Source organism: Paenibacillus sp. 01T422 (assembly GCF_056398785.1).
Genome location: NZ_JBFTQB010001572.1, coordinates 1 through 548, shown reverse-complemented (window position 1 = coordinate 548; position 548 = coordinate 1). Strand labels below are relative to the sequence as shown.

Sequence of the window (548 nt, the reverse complement as noted above, 5' to 3'; positions counted from 1 at the left end):
ATCAATGCCAGCGTCATAGCTGAGATCTGTTTCATTAAGAGCAAGCACCGTTATCGTAATGACTTTCGTGGCGCTTACGCTGCCTTTATTCACCGTTGCGGTCAATGTCAGGCTCACATTGGGCTGCCCGACTTCCGGACGCTTCAGAATTTTCCCCTCGTTAGAAACAACGGTTGGATTAGAGCTTACCCATGTAATGGTTGTGCCAAATTCAAAGTTGCCGCTAGGTAACGTCAACTTCCTTGTCACAGCGCTGGTGTTGCCTAAATCCAGGCCTTTAACCGTTTCTGCTACTGCTGTTTCGTCATTTACAGGTGGAGTTGGGTAACCCAGGAGCTCGATTTCTGCTAGTGAAGTAGAGACCGTTCCTGAATTCTCCGTAACTTCTAATMTGTAGTATTCGTATTTCCCTGGAGTTTGTATCGCAAATGGCCGAGTATACGAACGCCATGCAAAAGTTTCATTCGTTCTTTGATCCAATACGGTCCAATTCTTGCCGTCATTCGAGCCCTTCAGCATCCAGCTTTTCGCATCGCCGTCTGTATTGC

1 protein-coding gene is annotated in these 548 nt (G+C 47.2%); it reads right to left on the bottom strand.

The window, feature by feature from the left end:
• A partial coding sequence (locus tag AC1DUA_RS40230; protein ID WP_477504964.1) for an immunoglobulin-like domain-containing protein occupies positions 1-548 on the bottom strand: 548 nt, incomplete at both ends.